The 23,205-nt window shown below is 60.4% G+C and carries 14 protein-coding genes; all 14 read left to right on the forward strand.

Annotated elements, in window-relative coordinates; genetic code table 11:
• Positions 1–90: 90 nt before the first annotated feature.
• Entirely contained in the window at positions 91–1,308 is a 1,218-nt protein-coding gene (locus tag JQK88_RS20115) for a DUF1173 domain-containing protein (protein WP_203279209.1), read from the forward strand.
• Positions 1,309–1,843: 535 nt separating this feature from the next.
• Positions 1,844–2,197 (forward strand): CHAD domain-containing protein, encoded by a 354-nt coding sequence (locus JQK88_RS20120; RefSeq protein WP_246749933.1) that lies wholly within the window; start codon positions 1,844–1,846, stop codon positions 2,195–2,197.
• Positions 2,198–2,212: 15 nt separating this feature from the next.
• Positions 2,213–3,586, forward strand: coding sequence for an IS1182 family transposase (locus JQK88_RS20125; protein WP_203279210.1), 1,374 nt, complete (start codon positions 2,213–2,215; stop codon positions 3,584–3,586).
• A gap of 349 nt (positions 3,587–3,935) precedes the next feature.
• Positions 3,936–5,594 carry a restriction endonuclease subunit S gene (locus JQK88_RS20130; RefSeq protein WP_203279211.1) on the forward strand — a complete coding sequence of 553 codons (1,659 nt, stop codon included), beginning with the start codon at positions 3,936–3,938 and terminating at the stop codon, positions 5,592–5,594.
• Entirely contained in the window at positions 5,584–7,194 is a 1,611-nt protein-coding gene (locus JQK88_RS20135; RefSeq protein WP_203279212.1) for an AAA family ATPase, read from the forward strand. Before JQK88_RS20130 ends, JQK88_RS20135 begins: the two co-directional genes overlap by 11 nt.
• Positions 7,195–7,199: 5 nt before the next feature.
• Positions 7,200–8,042: an HNH endonuclease family protein gene (locus JQK88_RS20140; RefSeq protein WP_203279213.1), complete on the forward strand. Its 843-nt coding sequence runs from the start codon at positions 7,200–7,202 to the stop codon at positions 8,040–8,042.
• Position 8,043: 1 nt separating this feature from the next.
• Complete coding sequence (locus JQK88_RS20145) at positions 8,044–9,495, forward strand: type I restriction-modification system subunit M (RefSeq protein WP_203279214.1); 1,452 nt, start codon at positions 8,044–8,046, stop codon at positions 9,493–9,495.
• Positions 9,496–10,034: 539 nt separating this feature from the next.
• A complete protein-coding gene (proA, locus tag JQK88_RS20150) occupies positions 10,035–16,007 on the forward strand; it encodes an anti-phage protein ProA (protein WP_203279215.1) in 5,973 nt (1,990 codons plus the stop codon).
• A 13-nt stretch (positions 16,008–16,020) separates the two neighbouring features.
• A complete protein-coding gene (locus tag JQK88_RS20155; protein WP_203279216.1) occupies positions 16,021–17,145 on the forward strand; it encodes a metallophosphoesterase family protein in 1,125 nt (374 codons plus the stop codon).
• Positions 17,142–19,775 carry an AAA family ATPase gene (locus JQK88_RS20160; protein WP_203279217.1) on the forward strand — a complete coding sequence of 878 codons (2,634 nt, stop codon included), beginning with the start codon at positions 17,142–17,144 and terminating at the stop codon, positions 19,773–19,775. The genes JQK88_RS20155 and JQK88_RS20160 overlap by 4 nt, the downstream gene beginning before the upstream one ends.
• A 124-nt stretch (positions 19,776–19,899) precedes the next feature.
• Positions 19,900–20,700: a DUF6088 family protein gene (locus JQK88_RS20165; protein WP_246749935.1), complete on the forward strand. Its 801-nt coding sequence runs from the start codon at positions 19,900–19,902 to the stop codon at positions 20,698–20,700.
• A complete protein-coding gene (locus tag JQK88_RS20170) occupies positions 20,697–21,776 on the forward strand; it encodes a nucleotidyl transferase AbiEii/AbiGii toxin family protein (RefSeq protein WP_203279219.1) in 1,080 nt (359 codons plus the stop codon). The genes JQK88_RS20165 and JQK88_RS20170 overlap by 4 nt, the downstream gene beginning before the upstream one ends.
• Positions 21,773–22,630 (forward strand): response regulator transcription factor, encoded by an 858-nt coding sequence (locus tag JQK88_RS20175; RefSeq protein WP_203279220.1) that lies wholly within the window; start codon positions 21,773–21,775, stop codon positions 22,628–22,630. Before JQK88_RS20170 ends, JQK88_RS20175 begins: the two co-directional genes overlap by 4 nt.
• Positions 22,627–23,205, forward strand: a complete 579-nt coding sequence (locus tag JQK88_RS20180) for a hypothetical protein (protein ID WP_203279221.1) — start codon at positions 22,627–22,629, stop codon at positions 23,203–23,205. The genes JQK88_RS20175 and JQK88_RS20180 overlap by 4 nt, the downstream gene beginning before the upstream one ends.

Here is a 23,205-nt window from a genome sequence, read left to right on the forward strand (position 1 = left end):
GCCGTCAAGGGCGCGCCGACTTGCTTCGATGGCAAAACTATGAGTCAATGGGGGCGTGGGGATGCGGCGGCGTCCGGAGCAATGGAGGCGATGCGACGTTTCAGTCTTGCTGACCAGGTGATCGAGGAGGCGGCGCCGGATCTTCAGGATGCGCTTGCGGATGCTTATCGGAGGAAAGTCCGGCCGCTTTGCCTGTGCAAGGAGCCGGGCCCCGCGATGTATATCGCGCAGGTTGGTGATCAATATGTCGTCAAACGGATGCCGCTGTCCGGCGGTGGTCATGATCCTTCCTGTTTCTCGTACGAGCCGCCCGACGAACTGTCAGGGCTCGGCGTGCTGATGGGCAGCGCGATCCAAGTCGATTCAGAGAGCGGGATGGCGGCGCTCAAGCTGGATTTCAGTCTTTCGAAAGTTGGCGCTCGATCGGCGCCTCCTGTGGGCGCCGGAGGATCGGACAGCGTGGCCGGGGACACAAAGAAACTGTCGCTGCGCAGCCTGCTTCATTATCTCTGGCACGAAGCCGAACTCAACGTCTGGACATCGCGATGGGCTGGTAAACGCCATTGGTGGAACATCCGTTGGCACCTCATCGAGGCCGCGCGCCAGATGACGGTCAAGGGCGGACCGCTGAGCGACATATTGTTCGTACCAGAACCGTTCCGGTCCCCCGACAAAACCGCGATAGAACAGAGACGCGCGGAGGCGCTTGCGTCTGCGGTACCCCCCAAGAGCGGTCCAAGAAAGCTGATGATCCTTGTCGGTGAGGTCAAGGAATTCGGCGTTGCCCGCAGCGGTCACAAGCTGGTCGTCAAGCACATGCCCGGGTTCGTGTTCCTTCTCGACGATGGTCTGTACCGTCGGCTCCAAACCCGTTTTGAAACCGAGATGGCTCTCTGGGGTGCGGATGTGGCATCCCATTTGATCGCTATTGCCACCTTCGGGTTGACGCCGGCGGGGCTTGCGGTGATCGAAGAAATGGCAGTCATGGTGGTGGCGGAGAATTGGGTGCCCTACGAGTCCGCCTATGAAAAGAAGCTGCTCGATGCGCTCGCCAGGGTGAGAGAGCGAAGTGTGAAGAGTCTGCGCTACAGCTTGTCGCTGGACAAGCCGGCCGTGGCCGCGATGTTGCAAATTCCGCCGCGACCGGTTGGACTTTACGTCGTTCCTCCTTCTTCCGATCGCGCATATGAGGAGACGCTGGGCGAATTGATCGCATCCCGACCGGAGTTCGATTCCTGGATCTGGCGGACGGCCGATGGCGAAATGCCGCCATTGCCTGTTCGGCAGGACAGTGTGCCCCTCACATGACGGATGCATGGTTGTCGGACGCTACGACAGCGAGTCTCGCTCGCCGGAGGGTATTTTCAGGTATCCTGTTTGCGTCATTCAATTCGCCCGCTTGAGGTGATCCTCCCAGCAACGACGTGTGCGCTTAGGATCCGAGCGGAAGCGGTGCAGCACGATGCGGGCGACTTCCTTCCAGTCCGCATCTTCGGCGGCCGCGTCCAGCAGGCGCATATAGAATAAGTACAGTCCGACATACCGAACACAAGGTTTCTCATCTCATCGAGAGCATCGACATCGGCGCGCGTTGGGCCTCAATGGATGAAGCTGCAACGCTTGCCAAGATCCAAAGCGACTTCGATCGTGGCGTCGCCATCGATCACATTCCAAGAATGCCGTTTGACATGAACCTCGAACACGGCGCGAGCTTTGGGCCAGCCCCTGCAAGCCGGTCGCGGATCTGCGGATCGTCAAGTATCGGTGTATCGCCGGCGACCGGTCGCTCCCATTCCTCGCGTGTGAACGATCCGGCCTCGGCGCCATCGCCGGCTTTGACGATTTGTATCCATTCATTTCCCGATTTTCCGGCCGCGCTTGGACAGATCCCATCCGGGGGTGTCGAAATAGATGGATCGCCGCAAAGAAACTGCGCTATGCGGCGGAGTTCTTCGAGCCGCTTTATGAGAGCAAAGCGGAAACCAAACGCCATCGACGCTTCATCACGGCGATGAAGGACCTGCAGGATCAGCTCGGCAGTCTCAACGATCTTGCCACCGCCGCCGATATGCTGGCAGCGCTGGAGCTTTCGGACGTGGCTGGTGCGAAGGATCTCTTCAGCGCCGAAGTCAAGTCCAAGTTTCTTGAGGACGCCGCAGAAGCGCACGACACCTTTGTCAACACGAGGCGCTTCTGAGAGGAGATTGAGTCGATGATGGGCGAACAGAAGGTGATGCAGGAGGAGCTGTTCTATGGCTTCAGCCTGCAGCGGCATGTGCCGGCGGACCACCTGCTGAGGTCCATCGATCGCTTCGTTGACCTCTCCGCCATCCGCCAACATCTGGCCCCGTACTACAGCCAGATCGGCCGCCCCTCGATCGACCCTGAACTGCTGATCCGCATGCTGATCGTCGGCTACTGCTTCGGCATCCGCTCGGAGCGGCGGCTGTGCGAGGAGGTACATTTGAACCTGGCCTATCGGTGGTTCTGCCGGCTTGGCCTCGAGGGCGATGTGCCGGACCATTCCACCTTCTCCAAGGCGCGTCATGGCCGCTTCCGCGATGCCGACCTGCTGCGCGAGCTGTTCGAGACCGTCGTCCGGCGCTGCATGGCGGAAGGCCTCGTTGGCGGTGAAGGCTTTGCGGTTGATGCCAGCTTGATCGTCGCCGACGCGCAGCGTCAGCGCGGGGTCGAGACGGCCGAGGAGCTCAAGCCTGAGGCCAAGCGGGCCGTGGCCGAATACCTCGCCACCTTGGATGATGCCGCCTTCGGGGCCGCCACGCCGGTGGAACCCAAGTTCGTCTCGCCGATCGACCCTGCAGCACGCTGGACCGCCTCTTGGGGCGGCCCGGCGGTCTACGCCTACTGCACCAACTACCTGATCGACGTAGAGCACGCCATCATCGTGGACGTGGAGCCCTCGACCGCGGTGCGCCAAGCCGAGGTAACGGCCGCCAAGACCATGATCGAGCGGGCGCACGACGAGTTCGGCCTCTGGCCGGAGCGGCTGATTGCCGACACCGGCTACGGTTCGGCCGAAATGCTGAACTGGTTGGTGCATGAGCGTGGGATCGAGCCGCACATCCCGGTGTTCGACCACTCCAAGCGCAAGGACGGCACCTTCTCGCGTGAGGATTTCGCCTACGACCATGCAAGCGATACCTACCGCTGCCCGGGCGGAAAGACGCTCAGACAGCGCCAGAAGACCTATCGGGTGCCACACCCTCTCGTCGACGAGAACGGCATGATGCGCTATCGCGCCAGCAAGCTGGATTGCGACGCCTGTGCCCTGAAGCCCCGCTGTTGCCCGAAGGAGCCGGCGCGCAAGGTGCTGCGCTCGATCTATGAGGGCGCGCGCGACATGGCCCGCGACATCGCCAAGACCGATACCTACCAGACCTCACGCTATCAGCGGAAGAAGGTGGAAATGCTGTTCGCGCACCTCAAGCGCATCCTGAAGCTCGATCGATTGCGATTGCGCGGCCCCTGTGGTGCCCGCGATGAGTTCCACCTTGCAGCCATCGCCCAGAACCTCAGGAAATTGGCCAAGATCTGCACCCTCGGGAGACCCATCCGAGCCACTTAGGGCGAGGAGGTCGCGTCGACCTCAATCAAGACGCTTCGCTGCGAGTGGATCCACGGCTTAACCACCGACTTCTTCAACACAATCGACCGTTAGCGGCCATCGTGCACACCCCTGTGGTCGCTCCGGCGCTATCGTAATACGCGGAATGTCCGGCAAGGGGTTCATCCGGTGATGTCGCCATTGCTTTGGCCAGTGGCTTATCTATGAATGAGCTGACCAACATGAAGGACTGTCGCCAAGACGATTTCTCTATTACGTCTGGTCCTTCACCGGGAGGGTGAGGAAGCGAATGGACCAACCGCCTACCGACTCTGAACGTGCGATGCCGTCCGGATGGGCGTTGGTCCGCGTGGATCAGGCCGGCGAGGTGCGGCTAGGTCGACAACGCTCGCCGGAGCAGGATTCGGGTGCGCATATGACCAAATATGTGCGCGCCGCCAATATAACAGCGGCCGGGATGAATCTATCAGATCTCCTCGAGATGAATTTTACGCCGGCGGAGCGTGAAGTGTTTGGCCTAAAGGCGGGTGACGTCTTATTGACCGAGGCATCAGGCAGCGCTTCTCAAGTCGGGCGGTCAGCGATCTGGCGCGGCGAAGTCGAGCTCTGCTGCTTTCAGAATACCGTAATTCGATTCCGCCCGCATCTGACTACCTCGGAATATGCGCTCGTCGTTTTTCGGCACTACGCGGCTGCCGGTGTCTTCGCAGACGTGGCGCGAGGTGTCGGCATTCAGCATTTGGGCGGCTCGCGCTTTGCCGAAATCCCTTACCCATTGCCTCCGCTGGCTGAGCAGAAACGGATAACCGAGATTGCTGACATACGTCTGGCCGAGATTCGCGAGGCCGAGGCTCGCCTCAGGTCCGCGCTTGACCATTTAAATGAGCAGGTGCGCGAAATTCTTGCGACGGCGGTGGCTGGCGAATTGGCGCCTCGATCACCGCAAGCGCCTGAACCAAACCACACGCGCCGGCCATCACGGTCGGGTCAGATCAATTTGTTCGAGGAAACGCCGAACTTGGACGTCCCAGGGCTAAGCGCCACAGTACCAGCGGGATGGCTGCGGCGTCGCGTGGATCAGGTTGGAGAAGTTACGCTTGGGCGCCAGAGGGCGCCTAAGCATGAGCGGGGGCGCAATATGCGTCCCTACCTCCGGGTGGCGAATGTCTACGAAGACCGGATCGACACCTCAGACATCCTGCGCATGAACTTCGAGCCGGAAGAAGTCGCAGTCTACGAACTTCAGGACGGTGATGTACTTCTCAATGAAGGGCAGAGCCCGGAACTGGTTGGTCGTCCGGCGATCTACCGCGGAGAGGTTCCGGGGGCTTGTTTTCAAAATACCCTGATCCGCTTCCGCGCGGGAGACGGGATCGAGCCGGAATACGCGCTGCTGGTTTTCCGCCATTACATGCATTCGGGGGTGTTTCGCGAAATTGCGCGTTGGTCGACAAACATCGCACATCTGGGACTGGAGCGGTTTCGAGCGCTTCCGTTTCCGATCCCGCCTCATGACGAACAACAGCGTATTGTCGCTGAGGCCCGCCGCCGCCTGGATGCGACAGCCGGCCAGATACGGGCCGTACAGGCCTCTCTTGCACGCTTGCCTGAGTTTGAGCTGGAACTACTGGCAGCGGCGGTCGCGGGCGAGTTAACACCGCAAGATCCACATGACGAGCCGTCGAGCGAGCTTCTCCAGCGGCTGGGGTCGCCGCGCAAGACTCAGGCGACGTTAGCCCCATCAAGCCGGAGAGGTGATACCATGCCAAAGAGACGACCTCGCCCGACGCAGCAAGCCGAACCAACGCCTGACCTAGCGGCGGTGTTGAAGGAAAACGGCGGGTCTTTGTCGCTGCCTGAGCTGTTTGCCCAAGCCGGATACAACCGCGATCTGCCCGAACACGTAGAGCTCTTCTATCTCGCTCTGCGTGACGCGCTCGGCGGCACGATTCGTTTGACGGGAGACGCCGCAGAGAACGCGGAGCTTGAGGTCGCCGATGCGGCTTGATGCGGTCAGGATCGGCGCGTTCAAGAACCTACGGGATCTCTCTGTCGATTTCGACGAGGGATCGCCTTACACGGTGCTTGTCGGTGAGAACGGAGCCGGGAAATCTAATCTGATTGAAGCATTGGCGTTGATCTTCCGCAACCTTGATCTCGATGTCGAAGCACCGTTTGACTACGATCTGAAGTACGAGTGCCGCGGGAACCACATCGAAGTCCACGCGAAGGCAGACGAGTTTCCGACGTTTCGGATCAAGCGATCGGACGAAACCGAGTACAGCGATCTTCCTCGCAAAACCTTTATGGTTGAGGATCGGGATGGTCGTCCCCGTCATCGCCCTGCATTCGTGTTCGGCTACTATTCGGGACCTAGCGATCGGCTCGCGACGATCTTCGAGAAGCACCGGGAGCGATTTTATAGCTGGATCATAAAATCACCGGAACAGCGCGGGAGGACGATCAGCGACCCCAACGCGTTGCGGCGCCTCTTCTATGCCCAAACGCTGCACGGACAGTTCGCCCTCATTGCGTTCTTCATGGAGGCCAGCGACGCTTCCAGGGAAGATCGAGATTTCCTTCGCGAGCATCTTCAAATCGAAGGGTTAGATAGTGTGCTTTTTGCGCTGAAGGAGCCACCGTGGAAGCGAAAAGGTGGGGATCCGCGGTTCTGGAACGCCGTCGGCGAAGTGCAGGAATTTCTCAGTCGGCTATATGAACAGGCCATGCTTCCGCTGCGCATGACGCGGCGTATTCCGATCGACCTGACGAAGAACCCTATCGTCAAGAGTCTCTATCTTTTCCTATCCAGTGCGGAGTCGCTCGCCGATGTATATCGGTCGTACGGTAACCAGTATGCCTTCTTCACCGCGCTCGAGAGTATGCACCTGTCGAAGGTGTTGGCGGAGGTCCGCACGCGCGTCAGGATGAGCGCCGGGGCTGGGGGCGGAAATGTCACTTATCGCGATCTAAGCGAAGGCGAGCAGCAATTGCTCTTGGTTCTCGGCTTGCTGAAATTCACGGCGCGGGATGAAGCCCTGTTCCTGCTTGACGAACCGGACACGCATCTCAATCCAGCCTGGAGCACGCAGTACCTGGCTTTCCTCGACCGGTTCATTCGGGGACGCGATAGCTGTCATATCGTAATGTCTTCGCATGACCCGCTCGTGTTTGCCGGGCTTGAACGGGCTCAGGTGCGAATCTTCAGACGTGACGAGAAAGGCTTCTCTATCGCGGAACCGCCTGACCAGGATCCACGGGGCATGGGTGTCGCAGCGATCCTGACCAGTGATCTCTTTCGCCTCAAGACAACTCTCGACGCCAAGACACAGACTGACTTGGACCGTCAGCGCGTTCTCGGCATGAAGGAAGAACTGACGCCTGAGGAAGCGGCGGAACTCGGTCGGATAAGAGATGACCTCCGCGGTCGTGGCTTTGATTTCACCATCCGTGACCCCCTTTATCAGGAGTTTTTGAAAGCATGGACAGCGCAGGAAGATCCATCCTGGCGCGAGGCCGTGGAATTAACCCCTAAGCAGCGCGAAGATCGCGGAAAACTGGCAGCTCGGATCGTTGAAGAGCTGCGCCGGGAAGCGGGTGCGTCCTGACAGCTATGCGGTTCATCGATCTTGAAGCCATCCTCCCGAAAATCCGCAACCTTCTAGCCGACTTACAGGTCGCGCAGGATGCTGCCCTAGCGGAGCCAAACGCGAAGCGACGTGCGCGCATCATTGAGGCGAATCAACAACGTTGGACGGCCCTGCGGCAGGCGTTCGAAGAATCATCGTTCGACAAGTGCTGGTACACGGAGTGCAAGAGCCCCGGCGCCGACAATGACATTGATCACTTCCGCCCAAAGGGAAAAGTGCGGGAGGACCGGGCCCACCCAGGCTATTACTGGCTCGCGTTCGATTGGAAAAACATGCGGCTGAGTTGCCAGCGTGCCAACCGGCCCCGCATTGCTCCGGGAGCCCGAGTGGCTGGTGGAAAGTCCACTCATTTTCCTCTCCTAGCGACCGGCGTTCGGGCTCGGGCCCCCGGTGACGATCTGGGTCTGGAGCATCCCGCACTTCTCGATCCCACAGAACCAGGCGACCCTATCGTTTTGACGTTCAGGCCAAATGGCGAGATCGACGTGTCGCCGGATTTCAGGGGAAACGCGGTCGCTGTCGCCAAGGTCGAGGCGAGCCGGCTTGGCCTGCACCTGAATTGGCCGAAGTTCGTCGAGGGACGCTTGACGCTCTACAATCTTGTAGAGCGTGCGGTGGAGCGCGGCCGCCGGGAGGCGCCTGTCGATTTCGAAGGTTGGCCAATGGCCAATGACGCGTTCAAGGACGCCATCCGCGACCTTAAGGCGTACATGGATCACCGCGCCGAATACTCGGCCGCCGCCAAGGTCTATGTCGAGTCGTTCAGAAATGTTTGGTGGATAAACGACGTGGTTCTAAGGCTTTGAAATGACGGATACACCTAACCGAACATCAGGCGCTCAGAGCCTGATCCGAAAGCTCTGGCAGTATTGCAACGTCTTGCGAGACGACGGTCTTTCGTATCCAGATTATGTGGAGCAACTGACCTACCTTTTGTTCCTGAAGATGGCTGACGAGCAGGCTGGCGGCGGTGTCCCGGAGGACCATTCCTGGCGATCCCTGGTACGCCTCGACTCGTTGGAGATGCATGCGCATTACGGGCGAATCCTGGCCGCGCTTGGTGAGCGAGGCGGTATGCTGGGGCTAATCTTCCGCAATGCAAAAAATAAGATCAGAGATCCGGCAAAGCTGCGCCTACTGATCGTCGATCTCATTGGTCAGACGGAGTGGACAGGACTTTCCGACGATCTAAAGGGCGATGCCTATGAAGGCTTGCTCGAGAAAAACGCGCGCGACACGAAGAGTGGGGCGGGGCAGTACTTCACCCCACGCCCGCTCATTGAAGCGATCGTTCAATGTGTGAACCCGCAGCTGGGCGAAGTGGTGTGCGATCCGGCCTGCGGAACCGCCGGTTTCCTTTTGGCGGCTCATGATCATCTGCGGAAGAGCCATCCGAAGATGACTGCAGCACAGAAGAAGACGCTGGCCACGAAGTCCATTCGCGGTGTGGAGCTAGTCGAGGAAGTCGCGCGTCTCGCGACCATGAACCTTCTGCTGCACGGCGTCGGAGGTAACGCCGACGATGAGCTGCCGATCGCGTGCGAAGACAGCCTAAAGGCACCACCCGCTCGACAGGTTGACATTGTGCTTACGAATCCCCCCTTTGGGGTCAAAGGCAGCGTGACCTATGCCCAGGGGAATTCGACACGTCCGGAGGACAGCCTGACGATCCTGCGATCCGATTTCTGGGTTCAGAGCGCGAATAAGCAACTTAACTTCATGCAGCACATCGTAGCGCTTCTGAAGCCGGGCGGACGGGCTGCGGTCGTCGTCCCGGACAATGTGTTGTTCGAGAGTGGTGCTGCAGCCTCTGTGCGTCGCCGACTGGTCGAGACCTGCCGTGTTCATACGCTTTTGAGACTGCCACCCGGATTGTTCTATGCTGCGGGCGTGAAGTCGAACGTCATCTTCTTTGACAAACCAAAAAAGACGGGAGTGGTATCTACTCAACGCCTGTGGGTCTACGATCTTCGTTCCGACAAGCGGTTCTCCCTCCGCACGAAACCTCTACAGAGCGAGGATCTACGGGAGTTCATAGCACTGTACTCCGATCCCAGTCGTGAGGATGGGGAGCGGCACCGTTCATTTGACGCCGCAGATGTGCTGAGCAATCCCGACTGCCGCTTGGACGTGACTTGGAGTGATCCCGCCACGCGATCCAGAGTGCCCGGGTTGGCGCGCCTAGATGAGCTTTCCAGGCTGGTTGCCGATGACCTCCAGCGTGCGTTGGCGTTGATCGCCAAACCGCCTGGGGCCTAGCTGCACCACCGTTAGATACAGCCTACCTTAGACCGATCTCTACGTCCGCCCCTGAAGTACCAAGACCTCCAGCGCATCACCGGCAAGGTCTGGTTTCGGGACGCAGCGATGTCGATCTCTACGGCCGACATGCGGAGCAAAGCGGTCATCCTTGGCCTTACCTGCGATTGTTTGCTTTGAGCCAAAAGGGGGCGACCCGCCATTGGTCTTGAAAGGAGGGGCCAAAGACCCACCAGTTCGTTGTCCGGACGAACGCCGCAGTCCGGCCTCAAGCGAGCGATCAGCGCGGCTCAACGAAACGTGGAAGCAAGCGCGGCTGGCACGAAAGCTCCTCGAGCAACTGCCTCATCACAAATATCGTGCTGTACCGGCGGCAAGGATCACCAATCCCTTCAGAGGTCGACAACTGTCCAAGCTGACGGAGGCGTTTCGAGTTCAGAGATTTATGCTGCTGACGAACTAAGCGGCGACCATACCGAGAATTTACTTTCAAATTCTGGCCGTAAAGTTCTATCGTAAATGAAAATAGGGGATGGGGCATGGAAACAAGTTCGGACACTGGCGATGCCGCCGGTATATCAGCCGCGCCCGTAATACCCGTAATAGAAGTCCTGGCGGACATCGCCCCCAGCTTTACATATGCGTCCTTCCAAAATGCTATTCCGGTGATCCGGTCCATCTCTCTCAATAACCCGACCCAGCAGGGCTTCGAAAAATGCACTCTCGAGCTGACATCGAACCCCCCTTTTTTGCGCGCCAAGAGCTGGACAATTGATCGGATCGTTGCTGGCGACCGGCTTCCCTTAAGCGATCGAAAAATCGATCTCGACGCCGGCTATCTGGCCGGTCTCAACGAGGCTGAGCGCGGGGAGATAATGTTGCGCCTAACCTCAGGAGGCGCAGTGCTGGCCGAGCAGCGCGTTGCGGTGCGCCTGCTTGCCCGCGACGAATGGGGTGGCGTCATCGATATGGCGCAATTGCTCCCCGCATTCGTCATGCCGAACGACCCGGCGATCGCAGGACTGCTGCGTTCCGCAGCGGAGCGGCTCGCAGCGCATGGTCATCCTTCCAGCCTCGATGGCTATCAAAGTGGCAATCCGCAACGCGCATTCATGTTGGCGGCCGCAATTTATTCGGCCATTGCCAGCCTATCGCTGCATTATGCAGAGCCACCTGCAAGCTTCGAAAGCCGCGGCCAAAAAATTCGACGTCCCTCAATCATTACGGCAGAAAAGCTGGCAACCTGTCTCGATACCAGTCTGTTATTCGCGTCCGCCCTGGAGGCGACGGGCCTGCATCCCGTCGTTTTGATGTTTCAGGGACACGCGGCCGTCGGCGTCTGGATGACACAAAGGACGCTCGCCAACGCCATTGAACCCGATGCCATGGAGGTCCGCAAGGCGCTGGCATCGCGCGAACTGATCGTGTTTGAGACGACAGGCGTGACGCATCGGCCGGCCATGACACTGGAGGCTGCCCAACACGCAATCGAACAGCGGCTCGATGAAACGCAGGTAGCCACCTTTGTCGCAGCCATCGATATACGCCGCTCGCGTAGTGGCGGCATCACACCGCTTGCCTCGCATGAACCGATGCGTCGCAGCGTGGATGCAGAGGTGGCAACCGAAATCGCGTTGCCGTTGCCAGCCGCACCGGCCGTGGTAGCCCTGCCGGTCGAGATCGTCGAGGTAAAGCCGACGACAGCGGCCGGACGGATCGACCGCTGGCAGAAAAAGCTCCTCGATTTGACACTGCGGAACCGCCTGCTCAATTTTCCGGACTCCAAGAAGACAATTCCGTTTCTTTGTACTGACGTCGGCTACCTTGAGGACCGCCTGATGGCAGGCGCTTCGATCCGGCTGATTTCGCTGCCCGAACAGAATCCACTGGGCGAGCGGGATGCTGCCCTCTATCGCGAGGTGCACGGACGTGACCTCCAGCGTGGCTTTGCCGCGGAAGCGCTTCTACGCGACGAGCTCCCGTCGACGCTCGATGGGCGCCAATTGGAATCCCGGCTGATCGATCTTTACCGGCAAGTGCGCAACGACTTTGCCGAGGGCGGCGCGAATACGCTTTTCCTGGCGGTCGGCTTCCTGCGCTGGAAGAAGAAGGCCGAGGACGAGCGCAGCTATCGCGCACCATTGCTGCTCGTACCGGTCAAAATCGAGCGCCGCAGCGCGACATCGCGTTTTACCTTGCGCTTCCATGAAGATGAACCGCGATTCAACGCAACCTTGTTGCAGTTTCTCGAACGCGACTTCGAGCTCAAACTGCCACAGTTTTCCGGTGAGCTGCCCGAGGACGAAAGCGGCGTTGATGTGCCGCGGCTGCTCGGTCTTATGCGCCAGGCAGTGCGCGACGTCCCCGGCATGGAGGTGGTGGACGAGACGGCGCTCTCAACCTTCTCTTTCGCCAAGTTTCTCATGTGGAAGGATCTGGTCGAGCGTACCGATGCGCTGCGCGAAAACCGTGTCGTGCGCCATCTGATCGACACGCCGGAGATAGCGTTCGAGGGTAATGGCGCATCATTCCGAGACGAACGTGACCTTGATCACCACTATGCTCCGTCCGATATCGTTTCGCTGTTGCCGGCCGACTCTTCACAGACCGCCGCAAGCCTTGCCGCCGCCGAAGGTCGCGACTTTGTCATCATCGGCCCTCCCGGCACTGGCAAGAGCCAAACCATTGCCAACATGATTGCCAACTGTCTTTCAGTCGGCAAAACCGTGCTGTTTGTGGCCGAAAAGACAGCAGCACTTGATGTCGTCTATCGTCGCCTTCGCGAACATGGCCTGGGCGCGCACTGTCTCGAACTCCATTCCAGCAAGGCGGACCGGCGCAACTTTCTCAACCAGCTCAGGAACAGCTGGGAAAGCAGCGTACGCGTGGACGGAGCCGAATGGATCGCGGTCAACGAGCGGCTTCGCGTCCGCCGCGACGAACTCAACGCCTATGTCGAAGCGCTGCATCGGCGCCATGTCAATGGTCTGACGCCTTATCTGGCGCTCGGCATCGCTCTCAAGAACAAGCGGCACCACGCTCCTAAATTGTCCTGGCCATCGCGCGATTCCCATGACGAGGCAAACCGGCTGGCGCTGGAGCATATTGCCGCCGAAACAGGTCTCGCATTTCAGTCGGTGGAGATGCGACCGGTCTTGCGTCTCATAGATGTCACCGAGTGGACGTCGGGCTGGCAGGACAATTTGCTCGAAGCGGCGAAGGCGCTCAGAAGTGCATCCGAGGTTCTAGCCACCGCACTGGACGCCTTCCTGGTGAGCATCGGCCTGCGCGCCAAAGGCGATGCGTCAAAAGCCGAGCTCGAAGCGCTGCGAAAACTGGCAGGGGTGCTCCAGGACAGTGCAGGTTATGACCTCAGCATCGCCTTTGATCGAGATTTCGCCCAGTTGCGGGAAGCCGTGGCGGCTCTCAATGACGCAATCGGGAGCTACCGCACGTCTCATTCGGGCCTGTCAGCACACTATGACCAGGAAGCTGTTGCGCGCATACCGGTAGACGACATCGAGCAGCAATGGCAACGAGCCGTCGCTGCGTTCTGGCCGAACAGTCAGTTGGGAAAACGCAAAGTCCAGAAGCTGCTTCAAGGCTATGTCACAGAGGGGGTGGCCGATCCTCAGCAGGACTTGCCGCTGTTGCGCGTGATGCAGGACCGCCGCGCCGCTGTCGAAGCCAATATCCTATCCGGCAAGCCGATCGGATTTGCTGGACTTGATACGGACACCCACCGTATCGGCCAGATACTCTCGATGGCCGAAAGGCTTCGACAGACGCTACGGCTGCCCGGCCTTGGCACTGAGGATCTCAGGGCACTTCTGCAAGCAACCGCACCGAGCCTGCGAAGCGGTGCAGCAGGTAGTACGATGAGGCAAGCGGCAGCCCGCTTCCTTGCGGCCACTGCGGCATTCGAGGCTGCAAGGGCCCAGTTTACGATCCCTGCTGGAAACGCGCCGCCGTGGGCAGGACATGACGACCCGCTGACCGAATTGATGAGCACGATGGGAGACTTGCTCGATGCCCGCCATCTCTTGCGAGACTGGACATCGTGGTGCGGCATTCGTCGCAGGGCCGTGAGCCAGAATCTGGGAGCGCTGGTCGACGACATAGAGGCGGGTCTGGTGCAGCCAAGCGAGGCTCAATCCGCGTTCCGCCTGGCCTATGTGCGCTGGTGGCTGCCGGCCACGCTCGATGCCGATCCGGTGCTCCGGAATTTCCGGCGCTTCCAGCACGAGCATGCCATCGAAGATTTCCGGGAAATCGACGATCTTGTCCGCGCTCAAGCAAGCCTTCGCGTCATCAGGGCCATCGCTCATGGTTTGCCGGCTGTGCAAAGCGTCCCTCGCAATTCCGAGTTGGGCCTGTTGCGTCATCAGATGGAATTGCAGCGGCCCAGCCGGTCAATCCGCGAGATGATTGGCGCGATGCCGACGAGCTTTGCCAAGCTCGCGCCCTGCATGCTGATGTCGCCTCTTTCAATCGCTCAATACCTACCTCCTGACCAAGCGCTGTTCGACGTGGTGATTTTCGACGAAGCTTCGCAGATCACCACCTGGGACGCGGTCGGTGCTATCGCGCGAGCCCGTCAGACCATTATCGTAGGCGATCCCAAGCAGTTGCCGCCCACCAATTTCTTTGGCCGCAACGAGGAGGACGAGGAAGTCGTCGAGCACGAAAAGGACCTGGAAAGCATTCTCGACGAAGCCAAGGCGGCCGGCATCCCGGTGCGTAACCTGCGCTGGCATTATCGCAGCCGTAATGAGTCGCTGATCGCCTTTTCCAACCATCACTACTATCAGAATCGGCTCATCACCTTCCCCTCCCCAACGGTGGAAGATCGGGCAGTGCAGCTGCGAAAAGTCAGCAACGGCATCTATGACCGCGGCAAAAGCCGCACCAACCGAATCGAAGCCCAAGCGGTAACCGACGAGGCGGTCAGCAGAATGCGGCGTTGGCTGGCCCTACCGGAAAAGGAGCGACCCACGCTGGGGGTCATCACCTTCAACGCGCAACAGCAGTCGCTCATCCTCGACTTTTTCGACAAGGCGCGACAGACAGAGCCGGAGCTTGAATGGTTCTTTGCCGACGAGCGTATTGAACCCGCCATCGTCAAGAATCTGGAAAATGTCCAGGGCGACGAGCGTGACATAATCCTGTTTTCGATCACCTTTTCGCAAGATAATGCCGGCAAGCGCAGCATGGATTTCGGCGCGCTGAATCGGGACGGCGGCGAACGCCGGCTGAATGTCGCGGTGACGCGTGCGCGGCAGGACCTGATCGTATTTTCAGGTTTTGCCGCCGACCAGATCGACCCCAACCGAACCAAAGCGATCGGCGTACAGCATCTCAAAGGCTTCCTCGATTTTGCCGAACGCGGTGCTGTGGCATTGCCGGCGCAGGAACGCGGATCGGTCGGAGCCCTGGAATCGCCTTTCGAGGAGGCCGTCGCCGCCGAGCTTGAGAAGCGCGGATGGACCATCGTTCCTCAAGTCGGCATTTCTGGCTTTCGAGTGGATATAGGGATCCGGCATCCCGATCTCGCCGGCGCCTATCTTGCTGGGGTCGAATGCGACGGCGCGACCTATCACAGTTCTGCCACGGCGCGAGATCGAGACAAGGTCCGCGAGCAGGTCCTGCGAGGCCTCGGGTGGAACATTGTCCGGGTATGGTCAATCGATTGGTGGTTTGATCTCGAAGGTTGCACCGAGAGGCTTCATGCCAGCCTGGCCGCGCTGCTCGAGGAAAGCCGTCGCAAACAGGCTGAACAACAGGAAAGTGAAGCCGCGATCCATTGGGACATGGGACATAAGGTCGACCCCATGGACCCATTGCCAGCCGAAGACCTAGCATCGGCCGGCGAACCGGAACATCCGTCGATAAAATCAGAGCCAGAACTTGTCGCCGCTCCCCTCGCGACGGGAGAGCGCCCATCGGCATCTGCAGCAATTTTGCCTGCGGCCGCGCATTCGACGCATGATTCCGTACCGACGGGCGGCCGTTATCGCCTGACTGATCTAACCGGATTTTCCACCAGCCCGGATCAGTTTTATGACTTCGTCTACCGAGGCACGCTGCGGTCCATGGTCGACGCGGTGATCGAACAGGAAGGGCCTCTGCGAGAAGACGTCCTTGCGCAGCGCATCGCACGGGCGCATGGCTGGCTCAGAACGGGCAACAAGATTCGGGAGCGGATCGACCTGCATCTGCGCGAGTTCGATAGAACTGAAGAATCTAGCGGCAGCTTCCTATGGAAGAGAGGGACGGTGGTCGAGCTGCTTGACTATCGCATGCCGTTCGATGCCGATGCCCGCCGGTCCATTGCCGACATTCCAATCGCCGAGCTGGCCGCTGTCGTCGTTGCGAACGAGGACATTCTGGAACAGTCCGACCCCGCTCTCGACCTTGCACGTCTGCTCGGCGTCGAGCGACTTGCGGCGATATCACGCTCCCGGCTGGATGAAGCCATCGATCGCGCCCGGCGCAACCTGGCATCGACATAGTCTCGGAGACTCCATGTTTCGATTCATCCACAGCTCCGATCTTCATATCGGCAAGCGGTTCGGCAACATGCCGGAGGATCTGCGCGGGCGGCTCCGTGAAGCGCGCCATGGCGCGATCAGCCGGCTGGCAGAGCGGGCACGCGTCCATGGTGCATCCACGATACTTCTGGCCGGCGATACGTTCGATACCGAAACGCCCACTCCAGCGATGTTGCGGCAGGCCATGGCCGAGATGAGCCAGAGCGCGCCCCTGCGCTGGATATTGCTGCCCGGCAACCATGATTCCCTGTTGGCTGATCAATTGTGGAGTGCAGCGGGCAGCGTTGTGCCGGACAATGTCCTGCTGGCGATCCGGCCCGAAGTCTCGACCATTGCCGCAGGCGTGGCGCTGCTGCCTGCCCCGTGTACGACCCGCCGGCCCGGTCGCGACCTTACCGAGTGGATGGACAGCGCCGTGACGCCACAAGGCGCCATCCGGCTTGGCCTTGCTCATGGCGCCATTCAGTCCTTTTCCGAGGATTCCGCAGCGTCCGACATCATTGCGCCAGATCGCGCGGCCAAGGCCGGTCTCGATTACCTGGCGCTGGGCGACTGGCACGGCCCCGTCGCCATCAATGAGCGCAGCCGCTATAGCGGTGCGCCAGAACCTGACCGTTTCAAACATGACATACCCGGCCAGGCCCTTGTCGTTTCCATTGCCGGGCCCGGCGCCATGCCGGAGATCGCGGCCGTCGAGACAGCCAGCTTTTCCTGGAAAACCGCTCCACTGCATTTGCTGTCTGGCGACGACAGCGCGGCGGCATTTGAAGCGTTGCTACCACCGGCACACTTGCGGCGTCAGACCTTGCTGCGAATTGTCGCGTCTGGCCGGGTACGGGTAAGCGGACGAACCGCCCTCGAAGCGGCGGTCGCGGCAGTCGCGCCCGACTACGCCTATCTGGAGCTGCAAGGGGACGGGCTCGCGACCGACTGCGAAAGCGGCGATTTGGATCGGATCGATCGCTCCGGTGCCCTTCGCGAGGCAGCGCAGGCACTGTTGGATGGAAGCACCGACGAAAGGCGGTCGACTGTTGAACGCGACATATCGCGAGAAGCACTGGTTCGGCTGTTTAGCTATTGCGAGGCGATAGGATCATGAAACTTACAGCCCTTCGGCTCCACAACGTCAAACGGTTCGCCGGGCAAGGTGTCGCCATCGAGAACATAGGCGACGGCGTCAACGTGCTTTGCGCAGTCAATGAATTCGGCAAATCAACCTTCTTCGAAGCACTCCATGCACTCTTTTTCCAGCCTCATACGGGGACGCCCGAAGGCGTGAGACTGCTACGGCCTTATAGTGGGGGCAACCCGGTGGTGGAGGCCGACATCACTACTTCAGAAGGACGCTATCGGCTTACCAAGCAGTTTTATGGAGGCAAGCTGGCAAGCGTTATCGACCTCGATCGGGGGCGACTGTTGGCTCAAGCGGACGAGGCCGAAGCGTTTATCGGCAAACTAATCCATGGCGGAACCGCAGGACCGGCAGGATTGCTCTGGGTTCGCCAAGGGGTCACCGGCATCGAAAAGCGCAGCAAAAGCGAGGAGGATGGCGAAAAACGCGTGCGCGAAAGCCTACTATCCTCGGTTCAGGGGGAAGTTGAAGCCCTGACCGGCGGGCGACGCATGGCCGAAATCGCCGCCGCATGTGAAGAAGAACTCTATAGCCTGGTTACGTCAACGCTGCGTCCCAAGAGCGGCGGTCTCTATGCGGCGGCGCTCGATGAGCGCGACAAACTGCTGAAAGAAGAAGTGCGCCTCAGCGCCGAAGTTGCCGGTCTGCGCGATGCGCTCGACAAGCGGCGCATGGCGTTAGCGCGTCTTTCTGAGCTTGAAAACCCCGAAGAAGGCGCTACCCGGCGGGAGGGCATCTCGGCCGCCGAAGCCGCAGTCGAGGCCGCCAAATCGCACAGCGAAGCCCTGAAAGCTGCTGAAGCGGAAGCTGCCCTGGCGGCAATTCACCACGACGCTGCGAAGCAGGCCCTCGATAGTTTTCGGACCGCGCTCAAACGAGCCGCCGATTTGCGCGAGCAGTCGACGATTGCGCAGCTTCGCCGCAGTGAGGTTCTCGATCGGCGCGCTTCAGCCATAGCCGAAAACGAACAAGCGATGGCCGAAGTTCAAGTGGCCGAACAGGAAGAGCGCGAAGCTCGCGAACTGCTCGCGCGGCTGGATGCGACCCTCTTGGCGCGCGACGCAGCCGAACAACTGGCCAGCCTACACAACCGGTTGAAACAAGCCGAAGTCGCCAGAACCCAGATCGAAGACGGAGAGGCAGCGCTAGCTATGCTGGCGGTGCCGGAACAGGCTGTCGAGCAACTCCAAGCGCTCGAAATCGACCTTGCCGGCCTTCGTGCAGCGCAACTGGGAACCCTGCCGACGCTACGCATGGAATACCGGGACGGCGCCGCCGATTTGGTGACCATCAATGCCAAGCCTTTGGCCCATGCAGAAGATCAAAGCTTTGCTGGCACCGTGCGCATAGATATTGCCGGCATCGGAGCCTTGACCCTGCGCTCAAATCGGCCGCAGCAAGCCAACCGGACCATCGAAGAAGCCGAAGCGAAGCGCCACAGCCTGCTTGCGGCCCTTGGTGTCGACAGCCTCATGACGGCACGCCAGCGCCTGGTTGAAGCGCGCGACAAGGCCGCCGAACTGGGCTTGGCGCGTCAGCGGCTCGGCGATCTCGCGCCCAAGGGAATACAGCAATTGCACGAGGAGCTTGCCCGACTGAGTGCCCTCGCGGCCGGGGACCTCGAACTTAAGGTCGATTCGCAACAGATCCGGCAAGATCATGCAGCAGCTCAGCAGCGTGTGACGACAACACGCAACAATGTGCGCGAGGCCCTGCCCTTGCGCAGCCATGCCGACGAGGCTGTCATGGCCGCGGAGACTGCTTACGTGACCATCCAGGCGGAACTGACCAGCCTCGAGGTCATATTGGGACCTGATGCAGCACGTGAGGAAAAGGAGCGCTTGCTGCTCACCGAGGCCACCGCACGACGAACTCTGCGCGAAGCGGCTGAAATGCGCGCTGCGCCCCTGCGCGACGGCGCTCACGATCTCACCAGCGCCGAGGCCGTTCTGCGCCGTGCCCGCTCGGTTCAGGATGCCGCCACGCAGGAGGCAGGTCAGTTGCGTGTAACTCTTGCCGATCTCAATGGCCATATTCGCACTCGGTCCGACGACGCGGTGGAAGAAGCTTGGCGCGAGGCCAGAGAAAAATTGGAAGTCGCTGAAGAGCGAGTGGGACGCTTCGAAATCGAAAAGGCCGTTCTCGACCGGCTGCGCACAACGCTGGGCGCTGCGCGCTCGGCGGCACGCGATCTATATCTCAAGCCGGTCATGTCCGAGCTGCGGCCGCTGCTCAGACTGTTATTCGACGACATCTCCATAGTGTTCGATGAGAATACACTGTTGCCGCAGACCGTTCGTCGCAATGGTCAGGACGAGGATGTCGAGAGGTTGAGTGGCGGCATGCGAGAACAGCTTTCGGTTCTGACCCGGCTGGCCTTCGCCCGTCTGCTCGCCCGCGACGGGCGACCCACACCGGTCATCCTAGATGACGCGTTGGTCTATTCCGATGACGATCGCATTGAGCGCATGTTCGACGCTTTGCATCGTCAATCACGCGATCAGCAGATTCTCGTTTTCTCCTGCCGCCAACGCGCGTTCGCAAAACTCGGCGGAAACATTTTGCAGATGAGCGACTGGCAACCGAGTCGGTCATAAGCGGAGATGAGATGGCTCTGTCCGAAATTTGTATATATGTTTCGGACAGGCTGCTTGTTGATCGTCCGAAAAACCTCTACAATTTTCGGACATGAGCAGCGACTCGCCCGATCTGAAGACAGCCATGCTTGACCGCATCCGTGCAGACGCGCCGCGCAAGGTGTGGACGCCCAGTGATTTCATGGATCTCGCCTCGCGGGACGCCGTCGATAAGGCGTTGCAGCGGTTGACGAAGGCGCAAACCCTCAGGCGAATCGATCGAGGACTCTACGATCAGCCTGGCTTCAACAAGCTCACCCAAAAAACTAACCCGCCCGATCCGCGCTCGGTCATCGACGCCGTTGGTCGACGCGACCAAACCCGGATGCTTGTTGATGGCATGACCGCAGCAAACGATCTGGGCCTGACCGACGCGGTCCCGGCAAAAATCGTGGTGCACACAGACGCCCGCCGTCGCGCGATTAAGCTCGGTAACGTCACGATCACCTTCCGTCCGACCGCGGCCAGCAAGTTGTTCTGGGCCGGGCGACCGGCGATGCGCGTCGTCCAGGCGCTTCACTGGCTCCGCGATCTCCTGGTCCGTGAAGGAGAGAGTGATCACGTCAAGCGCAAGCTCGCCAAGCTCTTCGAAGATCCAGTTGCGGGCCCGCAGCTGAAAGCTGACATCATTGCGGGTCTGACGGCGCTGCCAACCTGGATGTGGGTGTTTCTCAAGCCGCTTGTCGAAAACGACGCTGGCGTTGGTCGTTGGCATGTCGGTGATGATGATCATGCTGGTGCCGATGCTGATCATGATCGTCAGCGACAACGAACGAAGGACGGCGACGATGATCACGCAGCCATCGGCCGACGGAAGCCGAAACCGCACTCTGCCGACAAGACACGAACCGCCAAGCTCGGCGCAACCCGGACCGCGAAGACATGAATGCGGCTTTCGACGAGGTCCTCGCGGCAGGGTCGGACACGATGTTAAGCGCCTTCGATACGACGGCGCTGCGCCTCGGCACGGCATCCCAGAATATCGAAAAGGACTTCTGGGTCTGCTGGACGCTGGATGCCTTGTTCAATGGACTGAAAGAGGGGGGACCCCGCCTCCTTTTCAAGGGCGGAACCTCCTTGTCCAAAGGCTTCGGTCTGATCAACCGGTTCTCCGAGGATATCGACGTCACGGTGTTTCGGGACGACATTGGCGAACCGGCGACCATCGAGGAGCTTGACGCTCTGAGCGGTAAGAAACGCAAGGCGCGCCTCGATGCGATCAAGGACGCCTGCCAAGCCTACATCAACGGCCCGCTGCGCGCTGAGTTGACTCTGATCCTACAAGAAAGGCTCAAGGCCGCCGGCCTCGATACCGGGGCGGGACGGGTGGACGCCGACGATGCCGATCCCGATGGGCAGACGCTGCTGATCTGGTATCCGGCGGCGACGCCGCGATCGGATTATGTGCGAGCGGCGATCAAGATCGAGTCTGGCGCGAAATCCGCGCTCGATCCGAACAGCGAAGTTCCCATCAAACCCTATGTCGACGATGATCTGCCGGCGCTCGACCTGACCGTGCCGGCCGTGCGAACGGTCGACCCTGAACGCACCTTCTGGGATAAGATCGTCATCCTCCACGGATTGCGGCGCTGGTTCGACAAGCGCGGCGAGCTGCGTGGGGGCGGCCAACGCGTGTCCCGTCACTATTATGACCTGCATCGGCTCACCGCGACGTCGGCCGGCGCTGCCGCCATCGCGGATACGGCGCTCGGCGCGGACTGCGTTGCGCACGCCCGAATGTTCTTCAATCGACCGGATTTCGATCTCGCGAGCGCTGCGCCCGGCTCGTTCGCGCTCGCCCCGCATGATGCGATGATCGAGCAGTTGCGCGTCGACTACAGGGCTATGCAAGGCATGATCTTCGGCGACCCACCGAATTTCAAGGCTGTGCTCGACAGCATCAGTTTGCTCGAGAAGAATCTGAACGAGAACGGCGCGAGCGAAAGCGGGGCGGCGCGATGAAGTATCTGGAGGGGGCTATCGGCAAAGGGCAAGAGGCAGATGTGCACCGCGCGGGCGAAGCGATAGTAGCACCGCTGCGCAAACGACGACTCAGCGGCGAACTCTACGAGCGCGACCCGAAGGTAGAAGCGTTCATCGCCGGACTGGCGATCGTGTCGCGCGACGAGCTGATCGCCAGGGCTGCAATCACAAAGCGCTCCGATCCGCGCTACATTCCCAGCGAATGTCTCGTCTATTTCATCCGCGCAAGCCGCCGAGACAATGGCGAAACTTGGTTCGAGCGCCTCTATCGGACCCTGACCGAACGGGTGCTGCGCAGTCTGCTCAAGTCGGGAAGCTCTAATGGCAAGACCGAATCGCTGACACGCGGGGCCGTGCGCGACAAGGTGTTTGGCCGATTTGTCGAGCTCATCTCGGCGGATCGCGCCACCTATGTCGACAAGCTGGACTACTTCGAGGTGCGCTTCGAGGGCGCGCTCGCGAGCCTGCGGCGCGACGCGCAAGAGCAGGCCTGGCGCGACGAGAACCGTTCCCGACCGCTCGAATACGACGAGGACAGCGGTGAGCTGTCGCCGGAGGTCGAGGCGGCCGCAGGAGCCCACGACCCTTTCGCCGCGTCTGATTTCGAGGATCCGGCTTACCGGTCGCGCTTCGATGCAGCGATTGCGGCTCTACCGACAGAACAAAGCAGGATCATTCACATGCTGAGACAGGGCTTCCCCATCGACTCCAAGGAGCCAGACGTCATGACCATTGCCAAGGCCTTAGGCCGCTCCGAAAAGACAGTCCGAACCTATCGTGACAAGGCCTTCGCCGCTCTACGGGCCGCCATGGCCGATGGAGAACAGCGGTGAGTCCCGCCGGCGAACGTCCATCCCGCGAGTCCGTTCTCGACGCGTTCGCGGTCGAAAGCGAGCCTGGCCAGTCGACCTTGGAACGCTATCTGCGGCTTTACCCAGAATATGCCGGGGAGCTCGTCGACCTCTCGCGCGAGCTCAGCCGAGAAGTCTACAACGACGACGCGCCGCTGTCCTCCGCCGATCAGGCCCTCATCGACGCTGCCTGGTCGCAATACGCGGCGGCCATGCCGACGCCGACGCCCGACCCCTTCGCGGCGCTGACGGTCGATAATTGGCGTGCTGTGGCCCAGCGTCTGGACGTGCCTCGGCAGGTCGTGACCGCGCTTCGCGAGCGACGGATTTTGCTCGTCAGTATCCCGCGACGATTTCTCGGGACGTTGGCCGAGGCGGTGAGCAGCTCAGTCGCGCAGTTGGAATTGTCTTGGATCCCGGCGCACGCAGCTGCCGCGCGCAGCTATAAGGCCGACGGCAAGCCGATCGTCGGCGAGCAGGTCACCTTCGAGCAAGTGCTGATCGACGCCGGCGTCCCCGCCGAGAAGCGCGCCCGGTTGTTGGCGGAGACGGATTGA

The organism is Mesorhizobium caraganae (assembly GCF_016836705.1).
GTDB lineage: Bacteria > Pseudomonadota > Alphaproteobacteria > Rhizobiales > Rhizobiaceae > Mesorhizobium > Mesorhizobium caraganae.